A 19,348-nucleotide genomic window follows, 5' to 3' on the forward strand; every position below is an offset into this window, starting at 1 on the left:
CCCGCCGCAAAAGGTTGACGGGCAAAGCCGTATATTCTAGCGCGACGGTAAAATTTTGCGCAGTTTGCGCAATTTTCTGTCCATGCGGCGGCTAATCCGGGGAATTTCGCGGGGCGCGCGCCTTGGCGCCGGGTTCCCGCGGCTCCACCCAGACCCTGCCCCTGTGGCAACGGATGACGTGTCCGGCCTGCTCCACCCGCAGCTGTCGGTCGTGGCCCAGGCTGTGCAAGCCGCGCAGTTGGCGCAGCAGGTCCCGCATCCGGGCGTCGGTAGGCATACGGGCGCCATTGCGCGCCAGCCAATGGCGCAGGACGTGCGCCTGCCGCGCCTCTGACAGACCGCGCCACGCCCGCAGCGAGAAGCTGGCCCCGTCCGGGCTCGGCTCGAGCGCGGCGAAATCCTCGCGCGCCACGTCGTCCAGGATCTCGGCCGCGTCCGCCATGTGGCGCGCGTGCCGGGCCACGATGGCGCGCCAGCCCGGCCAACGGGCGTCCAGCACCGGAGCCAGCATCTGCCGCAGGGCCGCCCGCGTATAGCGGGAGTCGGCGTTGGTGGGGTCCTGCACCGGACGCCAGCCGCTGGCCGCCTCGACGGCCTCAGCCGCCCGCAGGATGGCTTCGCGGCCGATGTCCAGCCAGGGCCTCACGTACACCACGCCATCGCGCCGCGAGACGGGCGCCATGGCCGCCATGCCCGACAGCCCCGTGCCGCGCAGCAGGCGCAGGATCACGGTTTCCGCCTGGTCGTTGCGATGATGGGCCAGGAGCACATGGCTCGTTCCCTGGTCGCGCGCCAGTCGCGCCAGCGCGGCGTAACGGGCGTCGCGCGCGGCCGCCTCGATGCCCCTGCCGGCCGCCAGTTCGACCTGGACGCGGACCTCGGACACGGGCAGCGCCAGCAGGTCCGCCAGGGCGCGCACCTGTTTCCCCCACTCGTCGGCATCGGCCACGAGGCCGTGATGCACATGGAACAGCGCGATACCGATGCCGAGCTCGCGCGCCACGGCGGCCGCATGCACGGCGAGCATCGCCGAATCCGCCCCGCCGCTCACCGCCACGCCTACGCGCGCGGGGCGCTCGGGCAAGGCAAGCAGCGCGCGGCGCAGGGCGCCGGCGAGCTCGGGAGACTGGGGAAGCGGAAGAAACGCGCCCGCCTCGGCCCGATCGGGGGTATCGGGCGCTTGGCGGGCGGTCATGAGGGGATGGCGCGTGGCGCGTGGCCGTTGCGCCGGCGCGGAGCCGGCGCCCGGGCCCGCTTCAGGCGCGCACTTCCTGGAAGGCGCCGTAGGACAGCAGGCGCTGGACGCGCTGCTCCACGAGCTGTTCGGGCGTCATGCCCTGAAGCTGGCGCAGGGCGTCGCCCAGCGCGCGGCGCAGCAGGCGGGCCATGACGCGGGGATCGCGGTGGGCGCCGCCGACGGGCTCGTTGACGACGCGGTCCACCAGGCCCAGATCCTTCAGGCGGGGCGCGATGATGGCCAGCGCTTCAGCGGCCTCCGGCGCCTTCTCGGCGCTGCGCCACAGGATGGACGCGCAGCCCTCGGGCGAGATGACGGCGTAGGTCGCGTACTGCAGCATCAGCACGGCATTGCCCACGGCGATGGCCAGCGCGCCGCCCGAGCCGCCTTCGCCGATGATCGTGACGATGACCGGCACCTTCAGCTCGGCCATGGCATAGAGGTTGTGGCCGATGGCTTCCGATTGGCCGCGCTCTTCCGCGCCAATGCCGGGATAGGCGCCCGGGGTGTCGACGAACGTGAACACGGGAATGCCGAACTTCTCGGCCAGGCGCATCAGGCGCAGGGCCTTGCGATAGCCTTCCGGACGCGGCATGCCGAAATTGCGCGCGGCGCGTTCCTTGGTGTCGCGGCCCTTCTGGTGGCCGATGACCATGCAGGGCGTGCCGTTGAAGCGCGCCAGGCCGCCGACGATGGACTGGTCGTCGGCGTACATGCGGTCGCCGTGCAGTTCATGGAAGTCGGTGAACATTTCGCGCACGTAGTCCAGCGTGTAGGGGCGCTGGGGGTGGCGGGCGACCAGCGCCGTCTGCCAAGGCGTGAGCTTGGCGTAGATTTCCTTGGCCAAGGTCTGGCTCTTCTGCTGCAGACGTCCGATTTCGTCGGAGATGTCCACCGCCGAATCGGCCTGCACGTAGCGCAGCTGCTCGATCTTGTTTTCAAGCTCGGCGAGCGGTTGTTCGAATTCCAGGAATGTATTGCGCATGTAGTGTGGTTCCGTAGATGGGCTGCCCGGGGTGCGTCAGTACTGGACCGGAGTCGGGTCCAGGCTGCGCCACAGATACCAGGTCGCCACGGTACGCCAGGGTTGCCACGCCAACGAGACTTCGCGAGCCTCGAAGCGAGAGACAGGCTCGCCGCTGAAATAGTGTAGCGAGATTGCCTTGAGCAACCCAGGATCATCCAGCGGCAAGACGTCAGGCCGCTGCAGATTGAAAATCAAAAACATCTCCGCCGTCCAGCGTCCGATGCCGCGGATGGCAATCAGCTCCGAAATGACGGCTTCGTCGTCCATGGCCGCCCATTTCTCCGGATGCACCCGCCGTTCGCCGAAATGCACGGCCAGGTCGAGCACGTACTCGGCCTTGCGCTGGGACAGGCCGGCCGCGCGCAGGCCCTCGAGGCCCACGCGCAGCACGGCGACGGGCGTGGGGCGCTTGCCCACGGCGTCGATGAACTTGGTCCAGGCGGCGTCGGCCGCCTTGGGGGACACTTGCTGCCCGATGATCGCCCGCGCCAGCGTCACGAAAGGCGTGCCGCGGGAGGTCAGCCAGACCTCCGGGTGCTGGGGGATGATCTTCTTCAGGATGCGGTCGCGCCGCATCAGGTGGGCTACGGCGGTTTCCCAATACTCAGGCTTGGGAATGTCGAGATCGGCGGTGGACATGGCGGGCGTATCCTGGCGGCTCAAGCGCGACGCCATTGCGTCAGGCCGCCCGGCTTGTCGTCCAGCTCGATGCCGGCCTCGCGCAGTTCCGCGCGGATCCGGTCCGCCTCGGCGAAGTTGCGGGCGGCCTTGGCCGCTGCGCGCGCGTCGATCAGGGCCTGGATGGCCTCGGCGTCCAGCGCGCGGCGCTCGCCCTGTTCCATCGCAACGGCCGAATAGCGGGTGGGCGACTGGAAATAGGCCGCCGGCTCCTGCTGCAGCAGGCCCAGCAGGGCCGCCAGCGCCTTCAACTGGCCCGCGCTGCGCGCGCTCTTGCCGCGGTTGGCCTCGGAGGCCAGTTCGAACAGGGCCGCCACGGCGCCGGAGGTGTTGAAGTCATCGTCCATGGCCGCCTTGAAGGCCTGGGCCTGGGGCTCGTTCCAGTCGATGCCCTGGTCGTCGGCGGCAACGTTCTGCAGCGCCTGGTACAGGCGGTCCAGCGCGTTCTGCGCGTCGATCAGGTTGTCCGGCGTGTAGTTCTGCGGGCTGCGGTAGTGGTTGCGCACGATGAAGAAGCGCACCATTTCGGCTTCGCGCGGATTGACGCGGTACGTGGCCTGGTCGGCCGCCGGCTCTTCCAGCGCGACGGTCTGGCGGATGGTGCGGAAATTGCCCAGGGACTTGGACATCTTGTCCGAATCGACCATCAGCGGGCCGCAGTGCATCCAGATATTGGCCAGGGTGCCGCCGAAGGCGCCTTCGGTCTGGGCGATTTCGTTTTCGTGGTGCGGGAACTTCAGGTCCGGACCGCCGCCGTGGATGTCCAGCGGCAGCCCTAGCAGCGCCTTGCTCATGGCCGAGCACTCGATGTGCCAGCCCGGGCGGCCCAGGCCGTAGGGCGATTCCCACTTGGTATCGGCGGGCTCCTCGGCCTTGGCCGACTTCCAGAGCACGAAATCCAGCGGATCGCGCTTGGCCGAACCCACGGCCACCCGCTCGCCGGCGCGCAGGTCGTCCAGCGTCTTGCCGGACAGCTTGCCGTAGCCCGCGAAGCCGCGCACGGCGTAGTTCACGTCGCCGTCGTCGGCCTGGTAGGCCAGGCCGTTCTGCTCCAGCTTGCCGATGATGTCCAGCATCTCGCCCACGTACTGGGTGGCGCGGGGCTCGCGGTCGGGCGTCTCGACACCCAGCGCGCGCTCGTCGGCGTGCATGGCGTCGATGTAGAACTCGGTGACCTCGCCGATGCGGCGGCCGGTCTCGACGGCGCGGCGGATGATCTTGTCGTCGATGTCGGTGATGTTGCGCACGTAGTCGACCGCCAGGCCGCTGGCGCGCAGCCAGCGCTGCACCACATCGAAGGACACCAGCATGCGGGCATGGCCCAGATGGCAGAAATCGTAGACGGTCATGCCGCACACGTACATGCGCACCTGGCCGGGCTGGGCCGGCTTGAACGGTTCTTTGGTACGCGATAACGTGTTGTAGATTTGCAGCATGGCGCTCTATTTCGGCTTTGTCTAAATTTTCCGTGGCGGTTGCGGAAAGTTGCCGTCGAAGGAAAATACCCTCGACGCGTGCCGCCGGGCCGGATCGGATCCCGCATGCGGCCCCCCGCATCCAGAATCCGTGCCCAAACTCCGTCCCCCCAGCCCCGGCATCGTTTTCCGACCGTAGTCCGATCGCTTTTCCGATCGTTCTTCCAATCCTCTTTCCGGGACTGCATTTCCGGCGATACTTGCCGGCCCCCTCGCCCAATGTCGAGCCAAAACCCAACCGAGGCTAAAATGGTGGTCGTCAAGTATAGCAAGCGGCCCGGTCGCACGCGTAAGCGATGACCCGCCACGACTTTTAACGGATGACCACGTGACTATCAAGCCGCGCTTTCGCGTCGCCCTGCTCGCTCTGGCCCTGGCGAGCGCGCCGGTTGGAGCCTCTCTTGCCCAGTCCATGGCCGGCGGCGGGGGCGAAAATCCCAACGCCAGCCGCACCACCCTGGATCCCATCCCGCCCGAAGGCGGCTGGGAAGGCCTGGCCAATCTGCTGGAAGCCATCAAGCCCGGCGTCGACACGCGGCTGACGCCCTCGCCTTCGCAGATCACGACGCACATCGAACGCCTGCTGAACCGCGGCGACAACGAAGAAGCCCTTGCCCTGATCGAAAAGCGCACGGAGGAAATCAAGAACCAGCGCGGCACCGACGTGCAGCTGATGTTCCAGCACGCGCGCGCGCTGGCCGCCCTGCACCGCACGAACGAGGCCATCGACGTCTATACCGAAATGACCACCCGGTTCCCCGAGCTTCCGGAACCTTGGAACAATCTGGCTGCCCTATATGCGGGCCGCGGCGAGCTCGAAAAGGCGCAGGACGCCCTGGAAATGGCCCTGCGCGCCGATCCGGGCTACGCCGCCGCGCGCGCCAACCTGGGCGACCTGCAACTCCTGCAGGCCCTGCGCACCTACAAGAAGGCCGCCAAGGATGGCGTGCCCGGCATGCAGGACAAGGCCCGTGAAGTCGAAACCATGTTGAAGGATAAACAAGGCAAATGATGTCCCGATTTTCTCCTCTCCACCTGCTGCGCCTGACGGCGTGCTCGTTCGCGCTGGCCGCATTCGCGCCGGCGCTCGTCAGCGCCGCCCCGGCGGCATCCTCTTCCACCTCCACCTCTGAAGGCACAAAAGCCATGAGCACCAATCCCCGCGTCAAGCTTCAAACGAACCAAGGCGACATGGTCATCACCCTGGATGCCGCCAAGGCTCCCAAGACCGTCGAGAACTTCCTGACCTACGTCAAGGAAGGCTTCTACAACGGCACGGTGTTCCACCGCGTGATCGATGGCTTCATGATCCAGGGCGGCGGCTTCGAACCCGGCATGAAGCAGAAGCAGACCCATGCCCCCATCGAAAACGAAGCCAACAACGGCCTGAAGAACGACAAGTACACCCTGGCCATGGCCCGCACCAGCGATCCGCACTCGGCCACGGCGCAGTTCTTCATCAACGTGTCCAACAACGATTTCCTGAACTTCACGGCCCCCACCCCGAACGGCTGGGGCTACGCCGTGTTCGGCACCGTGACCGAAGGCACGGACGTGGTCGACAAGATCAAGGGCGTGAAGACCGGCAACAAGGGCTTCCACCAGAACGTCCCGAACGAGGACGTCATCATCGAGAAGGCCGAAGTTCTTGAATAAGATCAGCCTGTCCGGCCCCATCTGGCTGGCGTCCGACCTGCACCTGGGGCCGGCCACGCCGGCCACCTCGGAGGCCTTCCTGGCCTTCCTGCAGGCGGCCCAGGAAGAAGCCGCCGCCCTGCTGCTGCCGGGCGACATCTTCGATGCCTGGATCGGCGACGACGTGATCCGCGCCGCGCCGCCGTGGCTTGCCACGGCGTTGACGGCGCTGCGGGAAACCGCCGCGCGCATTCCCGTGTGGCTCGGCCGCGGCAACCGCGACTTCCTCATCGGCGAGGAACTCGCCCGCGCCCTGGGCGCCCGGCTGCTGCCCGAGCCCGCGCTGCTGGAAACGGATTTCGGTCCGGTCCTGCTGACGCACGGCGATGAATTCTGTACCGACGACGCCGCGTACCAGCAGTTCCGCCAGATGGTCCGCAATCCCCGGTGGCAGGCGGAGTTCCTGGCCAAGACCATCCCCGAACGGCTGGCCATGGCGCAGCAGGCCCGCGGCGAGAGCCAGGCGGCCAACCAGACGAAATCCATGGAAATCATGGACGTCAATGCCGGCGCCATCGAAGGGGTCTTCCGCGACACGGGCGTGCGCGTGCTGGTGCACGGCCATACGCACCGCCCCGCCCGCCACGTGCTGGACGTCGACGGCAAGAAGTGCGAACGCTGGGTGCTGCCCGACTGGGACTGCGACCACGCCACCCCGCCGCGCGGCGGATGGCTGGTCATCGACCGCGACGGCCTGCAGTTCTACGATTTGGAAGCGTAGGATGGGTGAGGCGCGGCAGTTCCCAGGCAAGAACCTCGGTGCTCAACGCGCGAAACCCTTGCGGCTGTGAGCAGACTGTTTTTTGGTCAATGCCGGGCACTGTCTGCCCACGGCCGCATGGGTTTCGCGCGATGGATGGCGGTGTTCTAGCTTAAAAATTCTCGCGCTCCACCCATCCTACAAAAGGGCCCTCGGGCCTTTTTTTTTTGCCGCGGCGAAGACCGTCAGCGGGTGAAGATCCAGGCCGCCACCACCGCCCCGAAAACGATCCGGTACCAGGCGAAGACGCGGTACGTGTGGTTGGCGACGAAGCGCAGCACGGCCCGCACCACCACCATGGCGCTCAGGAAGGCCGCGACGAAGCCCACCGCGATGCCCGACAGATCGTGCTGGGTAAGCAGATCGAAATTCTTGTACATGTCGTAGACGGCGGCGCCCAGCATCGTCGGCATGGCGAGGAAGAACGAGAACTCCGTCGCCGTCTTGCGCTGGATGCCGGCGATCATGCCGCCGATGATGGTGGCCCCTGAACGCGAAGTGCCGGGGATCATGGCCAGGCATTGCGCCACGCCCACTCCCAGCGCCTGTTTCCAGGAGATCTGTTCCAGCGTGCGGGCCGTGGCGCGCTCGTCGGAGGCGGTGTCGTCGGCCGCGCCCGGCTGGTCTCCCGGCGTGTGGTGCGTCTTGCGCTCCACGTACAGCATGATGAGGCCGCCCAGCACCAGGGTCACGACCACCACGCCGGGATGGTAGAAGATGCCCTTGATGGACTTGATGAAGATCGCCCCGACGACGGCGGCCGGCAGGAACGCGATGATCAGGTTGCGGGTGAAGGCCACCTCGCTGGGCACGCCGGTCAGCGTGCCGCGCACCAGCCGCAACAGGCGCGAGCGGAAAACCCACATCACCGCGAGGATGGAGCCCAGCTGGATCACCACCTCGAAGACCTTGCCCTGGCTGGACTGGAAGTTTATCCAGTCGCCCACCAGGATGAGGTGGCCGGTGCTGGACACGGGGATGAATTCCGTCAGGCCCTCGATGATGCCCAGGACGAAAGCTTTGATCAGATATAGCGCGTTTTCGGTCACGATGCGGGGTCGGTCCAGTTAGTCGTTGGCAAGGGAGGCGTCGTCGGCATGCAGCTCGTGGGGCCGTTTCTCCACGCGCACCAGGGCGATGCGGCGGCCGTCCATCTCCAGGACTTCGAAGCGGAAATGGTCGTGATGGATTTCGTATTCGCAGACATCGCCGGGTTTGGGCAGATGCCCGAAGCGCGACAGCAGGTAGCCCGCCAGGGTGGAGAAGTCCTGGGCATCGTCGACCAGGCCCTCGGTCTCGAGCACCTGCTCGACGTGGTGCAGGTCGGCGGCGCCGTCGATTTTCCAGGTATTTTCGCCATCCGCGACAATGTCGGGCAGCTCGTCCTCGTCGGGGAATTCGCCGGCGATCGCCTCGAAGACGTCGATGGGCGTCACCAGCCCCTCGATCGCCCCGAATTCGTCGGCCACCAGCACGAGCTGGCCGCGCGAGCGCTTGAGGGTGTCCATCAGGCGCAGGATGCCGATGGATTCGTGCACGATGATGGGATCGCGCAGGCGGTTGCGGCGCACCCTCCCCTCGGTGATCAGGTCGGCCACCAGGTCCTTGGCGCGGCCGATGCCCAGCACCTCGTCCAGCGAACCGCGGCATACCGGGAAGAAGCTGTGCGGCGCCTCGGTCAGCTGGCCGCGGATGGTCTCCGGGTCGTCGTCGATGTTGATCCAGGAAACGTCCGTCCGGGGCGTCATGATGGAGCGGATCGAACGCTCGGCCAGCGTGAGCACGCCGCTGACCATGTTGCGCTCCTCGACGCCGAACGCCGGGACGGCCGGGCCGTCGGCGCTGGGCAGGTCGGGCTCATCGGCCGGCGGCCGCTTGCCCAGCATGCGCAGCACCGCCGAGGCTGTCCGTTCCCGCATCGGGCGGCGCGCGTCCAGCTTGAGCAGGTTGCGGCGCGCCACCTGGTTGAGCGCCTCGATCGCGACCGAAAAGCCGATCGCCGCGTACAGGTAGCCCTTCGGCACCTTGAAGCCGAACGCCTCCGCCAGCAGCGAAAAGCCGATCATCAGCAGGAAGCCCAGGCACAGCACCACCACCGTCGGGTGGGCGTTCACGAAGCGCGTCAGCGGCTTGGACGCCAGCAGCATGATGCCGATCGCGATGACGACCGCGATCATCATGATGGCCAGGTGGTCCACCATGCCGACGGCCGTGATGACGGAATCCAGCGAAAACACCGCGTCCAGCACCACGATCTGCGTGACGATCACCCAGAAGCTGGCATACACGCGCGGCCCCGAGGAGCCGCCGTGCTGGTTGCCTTCGAGGCGCTCATGCAGTTCCATGGTGCCCTTGAACAGCAGGAACAGGCCGCCGATCATCAGGATCAGGTCGCGCCCCGAGAATGACAGCGGGCCGATGGAAAACAGGGGGGCGGTCAGCGTGACCAGCCATGACATGACCGACAAGAGGCCCAAACGCATGACGAGCGCCAGGCTCAGGCCCATGATGCGCGCGCGGTCGCGTTGCGCAGGGGGCAGCTTGTCCGCCAGGATGGCGATGAAAATCAGGTTATCGATTCCCAGGACGATCTCAAGGACGACCAGGGTAAGCAAGCCGACCCACGCGGTGGGGTCCAGCAGCCACTCCATCAGGAGCTCCAGAAGTTACACGACCGGTAATCGTACATGGAAAATCCGTGACACGCCGGTGACGCGCCCCCTCCGTAAGCCTGACGCGCAGGCGGTTTAGTCCGTAGGAACCAGGGCTTTTTCCGCCGCCAGCCCGCGCCGAAAGGCGAAAAAAAAACCGGCCAGGGGCCGGTATCCGCTTTATGGGGACCGATCAATTGCCCAGCTTGAGCGTGCCCTTCATCATGGCCCAGTGACCGGGGAACGAGCAGAAGTATGCATAGGCTTCGCCCGGGGTCAGCTTGGACACGTCGAACGTCACCGAATCCGATTCGCCGCCGCCGATGACCTTGGTGTGCGCGATGACGCGGGTATCGCCCGCCTTCACGTAGTCCTGGGCCAGGCCGGCGTTCATGCCGTCCGTGGCGACGCCCTGCTTGTCGGCCTCTTTCGAGAGCACCCAGTTGTGCCCCATGGCGACCTTGGCCATCTTGCCGACATGCTTGAGATGCACGGTGAATTGCTTGCAGCTTTTGTCGACGACCATTTCCTTCAGGTTGTACTGCATGGCGTCGTTGCTTTCGATGGTTGCTTCGCATTGAGCGGCCAGCACGGGCAGGCTGGCTGCGGACAGAACGATGGCTAGAGTGGCTTTTGCCAGCATGGAGACTCTCCGTAATCAAGGCGGCCATTCGACTCGCGCGAGGCACCTGCCTGCGTCGCTGCCGCCACGCATAAGTCTAGGATGCCGCGCCAAGCGCGCTATTGACGGACATCAATACGGTCTCGTTCAAGCCCCGCAAAATCGGGAAACCCCCATACCGCGTGGGGATATTGGCGCGATGCAGCCGCCGAAATAACGCCCATTGACAAACCGCAATACGGAAGGTTCACCAACTTCGTAGGATGCCTGCAAACAATTGCACACAAAAAGAGTTCGAGCATGCAAGGCAGCACAGCGGCGGGGCCAAGGTTCACTCGATTCATCCAAGCGGTATTTCTCGCCTTATTGCTATGCGCGCTGAGCGCCGGCATCGCGCAGGCGCAGCGGCTCCCCGATTTCCTGGCGTCGACGCCGATAGGCGAACTCTTTCCCGGCGCGGACCGCGTCGACGCCCCCGCCGGCAAACCGATGGCCGCCAAAGCCTACGCGGGCGGACGCCAGGTGGGCGTCGTCTACCTGACTTCCGACGTCGTCAATACACGCGGCTATTCCAGCAAGCCCATCGACGTGCTGGTCGCCCTGGCCAACGACGGCCGCATCGTCGGCGCCAAGCTCGTCGAGCATCACGAACCCATCGTGCTCATCGGCATTCCGCAGGCGAAGGTGGATCATTTCATCGGCGGTTATGTCGGCCTCAATTTCGTCGAATCCCCGCCCCGCCACGGCGCCCCGCCGCCGGTGGACATCATCAGCGGCGCCACCGTCACGCTGATGGTGATCGGCGATAGCATTACGCGTTCGGCCATCGCCGTCGCCCGCGCCTATGGCATCGACAAGACGGCCGCCCCCGCGCAGCAGGCGGCGCCGGCAGCGGCCCGCGTCGTGGACGACGCGCGGGACGCCCCGCAGTCGTGGCAGGCCCTGCTGGACGCCGGCGCGGTGCGCAACCTGCGCCTGTTGCCCGAGGACGTCGACAAGGCCTTCCGGGAGTCCGGCAGAAGCGACGCCGCGGCAAGCGCCGAGGGCGCGTCGGATTCGGACACCTTCATCGACCTCTACGCCGCGCTCGTCAGCGTGCCCGCCATCGGCCGCAGCCTGCTGGGCGACACGGAATGGCAGCGCCTGAAGGAAAGGCTGAAGCCCGGCCAGCAAGCCGTGCTGGTGGCGGGCAACGGCGCCTACTCCTTCAAGGGTTCGGGCTACGTGCGCGGCGGCATCTTCGACCGCATCGAAGTCATCCAGGACGAAAGCAGTTTCCGCTTCAGGGACCGCAACCATCAGCGCCTGGCCGACGTCGCCGCGGCAGGAGCGCCGGCGTTCCGCGAGGTCGCGCTGTTCGTCGTGCCCGACGATGCCAGGCTCGATCCGGTCGCGCCCTGGCGCCTGCAGCTCATGGTGCAGCGCGTGCTCAGCGTCAAGGACAAGGCGTTCGTCACGTTCGACCTGGGCTATGAACTGCCGGCGGCCTACACCCGGCCCGCCGAGGGCGCGCGCCCTGACGCCGCGCCCGCCTCCGCAAGTCCGGCCGCCCCCGCCCAAGCCCAGGCGGCCCCCGCGGAGGACCCCGCGCCCGCGCTCTGGAAGCAGATCTGGCGCGGCAAGGCCGGACAGGTCGCCGTCCTGACCGTGGCGCTGCTGGTGCTCGTGGGGATCTTCTTCTTCCAGGACCAGCTCACCAGCCGCCCGCTTCTGCACGACCGCCTGCGGCTGGCGTTCCTGGCCTTCGCGCTGTTCTGGATCGGCTGGTACGGCCAGGCCCAGCTGTCCATCGTGAACGTGCTGACCTTCTTCTCCGCGCTGCGCGCCGACTTCCGCTGGGAATACTTCCTGATGGATCCGCTGGTGTTCATCCTGTGGTGCGCCACGGCGATTTCGATGGTGTTCTGGAACCGCGGCGCGTTCTGCGGCTGGCTGTGCCCGTTCGGCGCGCTGCAGGAACTGGCCAATCGCGTCGCCAAGCGCCTGGGCGTGCGCCAGGTCAAGATCAGCCATGGCGTGAACCAGCGCCTGTCGACGCTGAAGTACGTCATCTTCCTCCTGCTCTTCGGCTTCTCGCTGTACGACCTGGCCCTGGCCGAACAGCTCTCCGAGATCGAACCCTTCAAGACGGCGATCATCCTGCGCTTCGTCCGCTACTGGCCGTTCGTGGTGTTCGCCCTGGCGGTGCTGGCGGCCGGCCTGTTCGTGGAACGCTTCTTCTGCCGCTACCTCTGTCCGCTCGGGGCCGCCCTGGCCATCCCCGCCCGGCTGCGCATCTTCAATTGGCTGCGGCGCTACCGCGATTGCGGCAATCCCTGTCAGCGCTGCAATCTCGAATGCCCGGTGCAGGCCATCGACCCCACCGGCGAAATCAACCCGAACGAATGCATCCAGTGCCTGCATTGCCAGATGCTCTACCACCATGACCAGAAGTGCCCGCACCTGATCCAGAAAAAGGCCAAGCGGGAACGCCGCCGTCCGCCGGCGGAATCCGCCGAACAGCCGATCGTCATTCACCGCACGCCGAATCCGAACACGCAACCCGAAGCCTGATCCCCCGTCGCCGCCTCCGGGCCATCCGGAGGCGGAAAGCCCGCGGAGCGGGCGCGGCGATGGGGCCGCTTTTACACCACGGCGCCCTGCGCCGTCCCTACCTAGGAGTTATCCATGTCCGACAAGAACCCCGATAAGGCCGGCCTTACACGCCGCAGCTTCCTCGGAACCGCCGCCTTCACCGGCGCCGCTGGCCTGGTGGCGGGCGCGCACATCCCCACCGCCCACGGCAAGGACGCGAAGGCCGGCGCCAATGGCGTGCCGGGCCACGTCGGGCCCGGCGAACTGGACGAATACTATGCCTTCAACTCCAGCGGCCAGTCGGGCGAAGTCCGCGTGCTGGGCCTGCCGTCCATGCGCGAGCTGGTCCGCATCCCGGTCTTCAACCACTGCAGCGCCACCGGCTGGGGCCGCACGAACGAAAGCCGCAAGATCCTTACCGAGGGCCTGACTCCCGAAACCCGCGAATACCTCAAGGACAAGGGCGGCGTCTTCCTGAACGGCGACGCGCACCACCCCCACCTGTCGTTCACCGACCGCACCTACGACGGCCGCTACCTGTTCATCAACGACAAGGCCAACAACCGCGTCGCCCGCATCCGGCTCGACGTGATGAAGACGGACAAGATCACCGAGCTGCCCAACGTGTCGGGCGTGCATGGCCTGCGGCCCCAACGCTATCCGCGCACCGGCTACGTCTTCGCCAACGGCGAGCACATTTCCCCCCTGCCCAACGACGGCAAGGTGCTCGACGATCCCAAGAAGAATTTCTTCGCCGTCTACACCGCGCTCGATGGCGACACGATGAAGGTCGCCTGGCAGGTGCTGGTCGACGGCAACCTGGACAACGGCGACGCCGATTACCAGGGCAAGTACTCCTTCTCCACCTGCTACAACTCGGAGAAAGGCGTCACGGTGGAAGAGATGTCGGCCAACGAGCAGGACTGGGTCGTCGTGTTCAACATCAAGCGCATCGAGGAAGCGGTCAAGAAGGGCGACTACAAGATGATGGGCGGCGTGCCGGTGATCGACGGCCGCCACGGCTCCAAATACACCCGCTACATCCCCGTGCCGAACTCGCCGCACGGCTGCAACGCCGCCCCCGACGGCATCCACGTGGTGCTCAACGGCAAACTGTCGCCCACCGTGACGGTGCTGGACGTGCGCACGCTGGATGACCTGTTCGACGACAAGATCAAGCCGCGCGACTGCGTGGTAGCCGAACCCCAGCTCGGCCTGGGTCCCCTGCACACGGCGTTCGACGGCCGCGGCAACGCCTACACCACACTGTTCATCGACAGCCAGATGGTCAAGTGGAACATCGACAAAGCCAAGCGCGCATTCAAGGGCGAGAAGGTCGACCCGATCATCCAGAAGCTGGACGTGCATTACCAGCCGGGCCACAACCACACCACCATGGGCGAAACCCGCGAGGCCGACGGCAAGTGGCTGGTGTCGCTGAACAAGTTCTCCAAGGACCGCTTCCTGAACGTCGGCCCCCTGAAGCCCGAGAACGATCAGCTCATCGACATTTCCGGCGACGAGATGAAGCTGGTGCATGACGGCCCCAGTTTCGCCGAGCCGCACGACATGTGCCTGGTCCACCGCTCCAAGGTCCACCCTCTCAGCGTCTGGAAGCGCGACGACCCCATGTGGGAAGACGCCCGCCAGATGGCCAAGAAGGATGGCGTGTCGCTCGACGACGCCGCCAAGGTCGTGCGCGAAGGCAACAAGGTCCGCGTATACATGATGGCGGTCGCTCCGATGTTCAGCCTGAAGAAATTCGAGGTGAACCAGGGCGACGAGGTCACCGTGGTGGTGACGAACATGGAGGTCATCGAGGACCTGACGCACGGCTTCACGCTCGAGGGCCACGGCATCGCCATGGAGATCGGGCCTCAGGCCACCTCGTCCGTCACGTTCACGGCGGACCGGCCGGGCGTGTACTGGTACTACTGCCAATGGTTCTGCCACGCGCTGCACATGGAAATGTCCGGCCAGATGATCGTGCATCCCAAGAAGACCGCGTAGCCTCCATGACGTTCATCGCAATGCTGACGAGCGGCGGTGGGAGGGCCGCCCGCGCCGCGCTGGCGGCCCTCGCCCTGGCGCTGCCCGGCGCCGCGGCGGCGGCCGTCCACGCGCTCGCCCCCGGCGCCGATCTCGCGCAGGCCATCGCGGCCGCCGAGGCCGAGGACGTGCTGCGGCTGGCCCCCGGCACGTACGCCGGCGGCATCGTCATCGACAAGCCGCTGACCCTGGAAGGCCCCGGCGACCGCTCCGCCGTCATCGCCGGCACGCGCCAGGGCCGCACCCTCTGGGTCAAGGCGGAGGGCGTGGCCCTGCGCAACCTGACCGTCACCCGCTCGGGCCTGAGCCTGTCCGACATGGACGCGGGCATTTTCCTGGACCGAACGGCGCATCGCGCCCGGGTGGAAAGCAACGACATCCTCGACAACCTCGTAGGCGTCCATGTGTGGGGACCCACGGACGCCGTGGTGCGCGGCAATCGCATCGTGGGCAACAAAGCGCTGCGCGTCGCCGAACGGGGCAACGGGGTCACGCTCTGGAACACCCCGGGCACCCAGGTCCTGGACAACGATATCTCGGCCGGCCGCGACGGCATCTTCGTCAATACCAGCAAGCAGAACACCTTCAGCGGCAACCGCTTCCACGATCTGCGCTACGCCGTGCACTACATGTACACGAACGACAGCGAGATCAGCGGCAATATCTCGACCGGCGCCGACGTCGCCTACGCCATCATGTATTCGCACCGGCTGATCGTGCGCGACAACGTGGCGCTGGACAGCCGCGAGCAGGGGCTGATGCTGAACTACGCCAACCATTCCCGGATCACGGACAACTCGGTGGACCGCGCCGCCAAATGCGTGTTCATCTACAACGCAAACCGGAACGTCTTCCAGGACAACCGGTTTTCCAACTGCGACATCGGCGTGCACTTCACCGCCGGGTCGGAAGGCAATCAGATTTCCGGCAACGCCTTCATCAACAACCGCAACCAGGTGAAGTACGTCGGCACCCGGACGCTGGACTGGTCGGTCGACGGCCGCGGCAACTACTGGAGCGACAACACCGCCTTCGACCTGGATGGCGACGGCATCGCCGATACCGCCTACCGGCCGAACGACGTGGTCGACCAGCTGCTATGGCGCGCGCCCGCCGCGCGCATCCTGCTCAACAGCCCGTCGATCACCATCGTGCGCTGGGCGCAGTCGCAGTTTCCCGCCATCCTGCCCGGCGGCGTGCTGGACAGCGCCCCGCTGATGAAGCCGCCGCAAGCGTCCGCGGACCGCCCCAAGGAGTCTCCATGAACACCGATCTTGTGACGCTTTCCGGCGTCAGCAAGCACTACGGCGCGCACCATGCCATCGACGGCCTGGAACTGCGGCTGCGCGAGGGCGAATGCGTGGCCCTCGCCGGCCACAACGGCGCCGGCAAGAGCACGCTGATCAAGCTCATCCTGGGCCTGATCCGGCCTACCCGCGGACGCGTCGCGCTGTTCGGGCATGACGCCCACAGCCCCGCCGCGGCGCGGTTGCGCAACCGGATCGGCTACCTGCCGGAAACCGTCGCGCTGCACCCGTCCATGACCGGCGAGGAAACGCTGGCGTTCTATGCCCGGCTCAAGCGCCAGCCCCTGTCGGGCAACGCGGCGCTGCTTGAGAAGGTGGGCATCTCCGGCGCCGCCCGCCGGCGCGTGGGCGGCTATTCCAAGGGCATGCGCCAGCGCCTGGCGCTGGCCCAGGCCTTGCTGGGCCAGCCCCGCGTGCTGCTGTTCGATGAACCTACGACGGGGTTGGATCCCGCCTCGCGCCTGATGTTCTACGACGTGGTGCATGAACTGCGCTCGGCCGGCGCGACCATTTTGCTGAGCACGCACGCCCTGTCCGAACTGGCCGGCCATGCCGACCGCATCGTGGTGATGAAGGCCGGCAGGAAGATCGCGGACGGGGCCATGTCGGCGCTGCGGCGCTCCACCGGCCTGCCCATCCGCATCCGCCTGACCCTGGCGGATGCCCACGCCCAGCCGCCCGGCGCCTGGCGCCGCATCGAGCCGGGCCGCTACGAACTGGCCTGCCAGGAACACGACAAGATAGCGGCGATACGCAGCATCGGCGCCATATCGTCCGACATCCACGACCTGGACATCCAGGTGCCGGGGCTGGACGACATCTATGCACATCTGCTTGAACGGGAAGACGTATGAACGCGGTAGGCACCATCATCGGCAAGGAAATCCGCGACGGGCTGCGCAACCGCTGGGTCCTGGCGACCGCCCTGCTGCTGGGCGCGCTGGCGCTGGCCCTGGGCCTGCTGGGCAGCTCGCCGACCGGCACGGTCAAGGCCGAACCGCTGACCGTCACCGTGGTCAGCCTGTCGAGCCTGTCGATCTTCCTGGTTCCGCTCATCGCCATGCTGCTCGCCTACGACGCCGTGGTCGGCGAGGTCGACCGCGGCACGATGGCGCTGCTGCTCAGCTATCCGGTCTCGCGCTGGCAGGTGCTGGTGGGCAAGTTCATCGGCCACCTGGCCATCCTGGCGCTGGCCACGGGCGCCGGCTACGGTTGCGCCGGGCTGGCGCTGCAATGGGCCTACGGCGACCTGGACGCCGGCGCCTGGCAGCCGTTCGCGCTGCTGATCGGCGCCAGCGTGCTGCTGGGCGCCAGCTTTCTCGCCATGGGCTACCTGATCAGCACGCTGGTGCGCGAGCGCGCCACGGCAGCCGGGATCGCGCTGGGCGTCTGGCTGTTCTTCGTCGTGATCTACGACATGGCGCTGCTGGGCGTGCTGGCGGCGGACCAGGGACGCCACGTCAGCCCCGGCCTGCTCAATGCGCTGCTGCTGCTCAACCCCTCGGACGTATACCGGCTGCTGAACCTGACGGGCTTCGAGAATATTTCGCTGTACGCCGGCATGGCGGGGCTGAGCGATCAGGCCAGCCTGCCGCTGCCTACCCTGATCACCGCGCTGCTGCTGTGGATCGCGGTTCCCTTCCTGCTCGCGACGGCGGCCTTCAGGAGCAAGCAGCTATGAGACGCCTCCGGCTTGCACTGGCCCTCGCCGCCTTGCTGACCGCCGCCGCCTGCGGCAACGGGTCCGGCCCCGAGGCTCCTCCGCCGGCGCCCGCCGCCGTGACGCTGGAATCCGTCGGCCATTACTGCGGCATGGCCCTGAACGAGCACAACGGCCCCAAGGGCCAGATCTTCCTCAGGGGACGCGCGGAGCCGGTCTGGTTCTCGTCGATCAAGCAGGTCTTCGCCTATACCCTGCTGCCCGAAGAGCCCAAGACCATCAGCGCGATCTACGTCAACGACATGTCCACGGCCGGCCCGGACGGCGTGCCCGACCCTGGCGCCTGGATCGACGCGCGCCAGGCCTTCTACGTCATCGAGGGCGGGTTCATCGGCGGCATGGGCGCCGAAGACGCCATGCCGTTCTCGCAGCGCGCCCATGCCGACTCCTTCGCCCAGGCCCACGGGGGTCGGGTCGTGAATTTCGCCGACGTGCCGGAGGCGTATGTCTTCGCCCAATAGCCCGGCGCCGCGCGGCTCCCGCTACCTTTGCAGGCCTATCGCCATGAATCCTACCCGCCGCCGCTTCATCGGCATCGCCGCCGCCGCTTCCGCGCTGGCGCTCGCTCCACTGCCCGCGCGCCGCGCCGCGGCCTCGATCCCGCCGGCCGTCTGGCAGGGCGTCGCCCTGGGCGCCGACGCGGAGCTGCGCCTCTACCATCCGGATCCGCAGGCGGCGCAGCGCCTGATCGCCCAATCCTTGCAGGAGTTGCGGCGGCTTGAAGCCATCTTCAGCCTGTACCGCGACGACAGCGCCCTCTCGCGCCTGAACCGCGATGGCTACCTGGACAACCCGCCCACCGACCTGCTGCAACTGCTCAGCGTGAGCCTGCGGTACGGCAGGCTCACCGGCGGCGCCTTCGACCCCACCGTGCAGCCGTTATGGAAGCTGTACGCCGACCATTTCGCGCAGCCCGGCGCAAGCCCCGAGGGCCCGCCCGCGCGTGCCGTGCAGCAGGCGCTGGCGCGGGTATCGCGCGAAGATGTGGCGCTGGAAAGCGATCGCATCGCGTTGCGCCGGCCTGGCATGGGCATCACGCTCAACGGCATCGCGCAAGGCTACATCACGGACCGGATTACCGGGCTGCTCAAGCAGGGCGGCCTGGAACGGGCCCTCGTGGACATGGGCGAAATACAGGGCATGGACACCCGCGGCGCGCCCGGGGACTGGAAGGTCGGGGTGGCAGATCCGCGGGACCCCGGCCGCGTGCTCGCCACCGCGCGCATCCGGAACCAGGCCCTGGCAACCTCCGGCGGCTACGGCACGGCCCTGGACGGCGCGGGCCGGTTCACCCACCTGTTCGACCCGCGCACGGGACTCGCCCGGCCGCTGTACCGCAGCGTATCGGTCATGGCGCCCAACGCCACCATGGCGGACGCCCTGTCCACCGCCTTCTCCTACATGCCGCTGGAAGCCGCCGACGTCATCATCCGCGAACATGGGCTGCGCGCCTGGTTCGCGCTGCGCGACGGCGGGCTGGCGGTGCGGGGCGCGGCCGCCTGACCGCCAGCCGCGCATGAAAAACGCCCCCGGGTCGGGGGCGTTTTTCATTG

17 protein-coding genes are annotated in these 19,348 nt (G+C 67.1%); 10 read left to right on the forward strand and 7 right to left on the reverse strand.

From position 1 onward, the window contains the following. Positions 1–91: 91 nt before the first annotated feature. From tilS to cysS, 4 genes are all read right to left on the reverse strand, one after another. The gene (gene tilS, locus ACN6PJ_RS10500; protein WP_427996049.1) at positions 92–1,105 is read right to left on the reverse strand and encodes a tRNA lysidine(34) synthetase TilS; all 1,014 of its coding nucleotides are present in this window, start codon (positions 1,103–1,105) and stop codon (positions 92–94) included. Positions 1,106–1,256: 151 nt separating this feature from the next. Beyond that, positions 1,257–2,222, reverse strand: coding sequence for an acetyl-CoA carboxylase carboxyltransferase subunit alpha (locus tag ACN6PJ_RS10505; protein ID WP_427995804.1), 966 nt, complete (start codon positions 2,220–2,222; stop codon positions 1,257–1,259). Between the two features lie 36 nt (positions 2,223–2,258). After that, a complete protein-coding gene (locus tag ACN6PJ_RS10510; RefSeq protein ID WP_427995805.1) occupies positions 2,259–2,903 on the reverse strand; it encodes a DNA-3-methyladenine glycosylase family protein in 645 nt (214 codons plus the stop codon). Positions 2,904–2,923: 20 nt separating this feature from the next. Next, positions 2,924–4,378 (reverse strand): cysteine--tRNA ligase, encoded by a 1,455-nt coding sequence (gene cysS / locus ACN6PJ_RS10515; RefSeq protein WP_427995806.1) that lies wholly within the window; start codon positions 4,376–4,378, stop codon positions 2,924–2,926. Positions 4,379–4,745: 367 nt separating this feature from the next. Between cysS and ACN6PJ_RS10520 the strand changes: the two genes are divergently transcribed. The 3 genes from ACN6PJ_RS10520 (at position 4,746) to ACN6PJ_RS10530 (ending at position 6,833) form a co-directional block, all read left to right on the forward strand. Then, positions 4,746–5,429 carry a tetratricopeptide repeat protein gene (locus ACN6PJ_RS10520; RefSeq protein ID WP_427995807.1) on the forward strand — a complete coding sequence of 228 codons (684 nt, stop codon included), beginning with the start codon at positions 4,746–4,748 and terminating at the stop codon, positions 5,427–5,429. Between the two features lie 134 nt (positions 5,430–5,563). Then, positions 5,564–6,073, forward strand: a complete 510-nt coding sequence (locus ACN6PJ_RS10525; protein ID WP_042794482.1) for a peptidylprolyl isomerase — start codon at positions 5,564–5,566, stop codon at positions 6,071–6,073. Further along, positions 6,066–6,833 carry a UDP-2,3-diacylglucosamine diphosphatase gene (locus ACN6PJ_RS10530; RefSeq protein WP_427995808.1) on the forward strand — a complete coding sequence of 256 codons (768 nt, stop codon included), beginning with the start codon at positions 6,066–6,068 and terminating at the stop codon, positions 6,831–6,833. Before ACN6PJ_RS10525 ends, ACN6PJ_RS10530 begins: the two co-directional genes overlap by 8 nt. A gap of 224 nt (positions 6,834–7,057) precedes the next feature. Here the strand turns inward: ACN6PJ_RS10530 and ACN6PJ_RS10535 are convergent, their stop codons facing one another. The 3 genes from ACN6PJ_RS10535 to azu all read right to left on the reverse strand — a co-directional run bounded on the left by ACN6PJ_RS10535 (position 7,058) and on the right by azu (position 10,166). Continuing rightward, complete coding sequence (locus ACN6PJ_RS10535; RefSeq protein WP_427995809.1) at positions 7,058–7,921, reverse strand: undecaprenyl-diphosphate phosphatase; 864 nt, start codon at positions 7,919–7,921, stop codon at positions 7,058–7,060. An 18-nt stretch (positions 7,922–7,939) separates the two neighbouring features. Beyond that, positions 7,940–9,523, reverse strand: a complete 1,584-nt coding sequence (locus ACN6PJ_RS10540; RefSeq protein ID WP_427995810.1) for a TerC family protein — start codon at positions 9,521–9,523, stop codon at positions 7,940–7,942. A gap of 193 nt (positions 9,524–9,716) precedes the next feature. After that, positions 9,717–10,166: an azurin gene (gene azu / locus ACN6PJ_RS10545; protein ID WP_427995811.1), complete on the reverse strand. Its 450-nt coding sequence runs from the start codon at positions 10,164–10,166 to the stop codon at positions 9,717–9,719. Between the two features lie 279 nt (positions 10,167–10,445). Here azu and ACN6PJ_RS10550 point away from each other — a divergent pair, with 279 nt between their 5' ends. From ACN6PJ_RS10550 to ACN6PJ_RS10580, 7 genes are all read left to right on the forward strand, one after another. Beyond that, a complete protein-coding gene (locus tag ACN6PJ_RS10550) occupies positions 10,446–12,698 on the forward strand; it encodes a 4Fe-4S binding protein (RefSeq protein WP_427995812.1) in 2,253 nt (750 codons plus the stop codon). A 114-nt stretch (positions 12,699–12,812) separates the two neighbouring features. After that, positions 12,813–14,729: a TAT-dependent nitrous-oxide reductase gene (gene nosZ, locus ACN6PJ_RS10555; protein ID WP_427995813.1), complete on the forward strand. Its 1,917-nt coding sequence runs from the start codon at positions 12,813–12,815 to the stop codon at positions 14,727–14,729. A gap of 5 nt (positions 14,730–14,734) precedes the next feature. Then, positions 14,735–16,033, forward strand: coding sequence for a nitrous oxide reductase family maturation protein NosD (locus ACN6PJ_RS10560; protein ID WP_427995814.1), 1,299 nt, complete (start codon positions 14,735–14,737; stop codon positions 16,031–16,033). After that, positions 16,030–16,929, forward strand: coding sequence for an ABC transporter ATP-binding protein (locus ACN6PJ_RS10565; protein ID WP_427995815.1), 900 nt, complete (start codon positions 16,030–16,032; stop codon positions 16,927–16,929). The genes ACN6PJ_RS10560 and ACN6PJ_RS10565 overlap by 4 nt, the downstream gene beginning before the upstream one ends. Beyond that, positions 16,926–17,756 carry an ABC transporter permease gene (locus tag ACN6PJ_RS10570; protein ID WP_043547318.1) on the forward strand — a complete coding sequence of 277 codons (831 nt, stop codon included), beginning with the start codon at positions 16,926–16,928 and terminating at the stop codon, positions 17,754–17,756. The genes ACN6PJ_RS10565 and ACN6PJ_RS10570 overlap by 4 nt, the downstream gene beginning before the upstream one ends. Next, positions 17,753–18,256: a nitrous oxide reductase accessory protein NosL gene (locus tag ACN6PJ_RS10575; protein WP_427995816.1), complete on the forward strand. Its 504-nt coding sequence runs from the start codon at positions 17,753–17,755 to the stop codon at positions 18,254–18,256. The genes ACN6PJ_RS10570 and ACN6PJ_RS10575 overlap by 4 nt, the downstream gene beginning before the upstream one ends. A gap of 43 nt (positions 18,257–18,299) precedes the next feature. Next, positions 18,300–19,298, forward strand: coding sequence for an FAD:protein FMN transferase (locus tag ACN6PJ_RS10580; protein WP_427995817.1), 999 nt, complete (start codon positions 18,300–18,302; stop codon positions 19,296–19,298). Positions 19,299–19,348: the final 50 nt, after the last annotated feature.

Source organism: Achromobacter sp. (genome assembly GCF_050285585.1).
GTDB lineage: Bacteria > Pseudomonadota > Gammaproteobacteria > Burkholderiales > Burkholderiaceae_B > Achromobacter.

Coding starts and splice junctions, on each gene's coding strand:
- ACN6PJ_RS10560 (WP_427995814.1), top strand. CDS start 14,735: ATGACGTTCATCGCAATGCTGACGAGCGGCGGTGGGAGGGCCGCCCGC.
- azu (WP_427995811.1), bottom strand. CDS start 10,166: ATGCTGGCAAAAGCCACTCTAGCCATCGTTCTGTCCGCAGCCAGCCTG.
- ACN6PJ_RS10505 (WP_427995804.1), bottom strand. CDS start 2,222: ATGCGCAATACATTCCTGGAATTCGAACAACCGCTCGCCGAGCTTGAA.
- ACN6PJ_RS10550 (WP_427995812.1), top strand. CDS start 10,446: ATGCAAGGCAGCACAGCGGCGGGGCCAAGGTTCACTCGATTCATCCAA.
- ACN6PJ_RS10570 (WP_043547318.1), top strand. CDS start 16,926: ATGAACGCGGTAGGCACCATCATCGGCAAGGAAATCCGCGACGGGCTG.
- ACN6PJ_RS10580 (WP_427995817.1), top strand. CDS start 18,300: ATGAATCCTACCCGCCGCCGCTTCATCGGCATCGCCGCCGCCGCTTCC.
- ACN6PJ_RS10540 (WP_427995810.1), bottom strand. CDS start 9,523: ATGGAGTGGCTGCTGGACCCCACCGCGTGGGTCGGCTTGCTTACCCTG.
- ACN6PJ_RS10525 (WP_042794482.1), top strand. CDS start 5,564: ATGAGCACCAATCCCCGCGTCAAGCTTCAAACGAACCAAGGCGACATG.
- ACN6PJ_RS10575 (WP_427995816.1), top strand. CDS start 17,753: ATGAGACGCCTCCGGCTTGCACTGGCCCTCGCCGCCTTGCTGACCGCC.
- ACN6PJ_RS10510 (WP_427995805.1), bottom strand. CDS start 2,903: ATGTCCACCGCCGATCTCGACATTCCCAAGCCTGAGTATTGGGAAACC.
- cysS (WP_427995806.1), bottom strand. CDS start 4,378: ATGCTGCAAATCTACAACACGTTATCGCGTACCAAAGAACCGTTCAAG.
- ACN6PJ_RS10565 (WP_427995815.1), top strand. CDS start 16,030: ATGAACACCGATCTTGTGACGCTTTCCGGCGTCAGCAAGCACTACGGC.
- nosZ (WP_427995813.1), top strand. CDS start 12,813: ATGTCCGACAAGAACCCCGATAAGGCCGGCCTTACACGCCGCAGCTTC.